The sequence below is a fragment of the Salinicola acroporae genome (genome assembly GCF_003206615.1).
In the GTDB taxonomy this organism is placed as follows: domain Bacteria; phylum Pseudomonadota; class Gammaproteobacteria; order Pseudomonadales; family Halomonadaceae; genus Salinicola; species Salinicola acroporae.
Genome location: NZ_PZJW01000028.1, coordinates 1 through 755, shown reverse-complemented (window position 1 = coordinate 755; position 755 = coordinate 1). Strand labels below are relative to the sequence as shown.

General features: G+C 69.1%; 1 protein-coding gene. It reads left to right on the top strand.

The window, feature by feature from the left end:
• Window positions 1-755 (top strand): type VI secretion system Vgr family protein (locus tag DOM54_RS19885; RefSeq protein ID WP_162619953.1); only part of this gene is annotated, 755 nt, incomplete at both ends.

The window sequence follows — 755 nt, the reverse complement described above, 5'->3', positions numbered from 1 at the left end:
CAGCAGCCCACCCGGGTCAGCGTGGGTACCTTCGACTACAAGCAGCCGTCGCTGACCAAGCGTACCGGGCTGGATACCTTGAGCGACCAGGGCAACCTGCCGCCAACCGAACTCTACGACTACGCCGGCGAGTACTACTACCACGGCTACGAGCGCGGCGAGCGCCTGACCGAGAACCGCCTGGAAGCCCACGAGTCCCGGGCCAAGCGCTTCCGCGGCAGCGGCGGTGCGCGCCAGCTCCAGGCCGGGCGCTGGTTCGAGCTCACCCAGCACCCGCTGCACGACACCGGGGGCGAGGAAGAGCGTCAGTTCCTGCTGCTCGGGGTGACCGTGCACGCCGAGAACGCGCTGCCGGTCTCGGCCCAGCTCCAGGCACTGCCGGGCAGCCTGCAGCCGCAGTTCGATGCTGCCAAGAAAGCGCACGGTCTCGAAGCGGATACCGCAGACCCTACTGGCGAGCGTCTCTCCGACTATGCCAGCGGCGGCACCGGCCACTTTCTGGTCGACCTCGACGCCCAGCGCCGCAGCCAGCCCTACCGCCATCCGCTGACCCACCATCGCCCGGTGATCGGCGGGCCGCAGACCGCCACCGTGGTGGGCCCGGCCAATGAAGAGATCCACACCGACCCCCTCAACCGCGTTCGCGTCCAGTTCCACTGGGATCGCCAAGGGCAAAATGATGAAAACAGCAGCGTCTGGCTGCGGGTCTCCCAGCCCAACGCCGGCGCCGGCTGGGGCGGGGTGTTCGTGCCGCG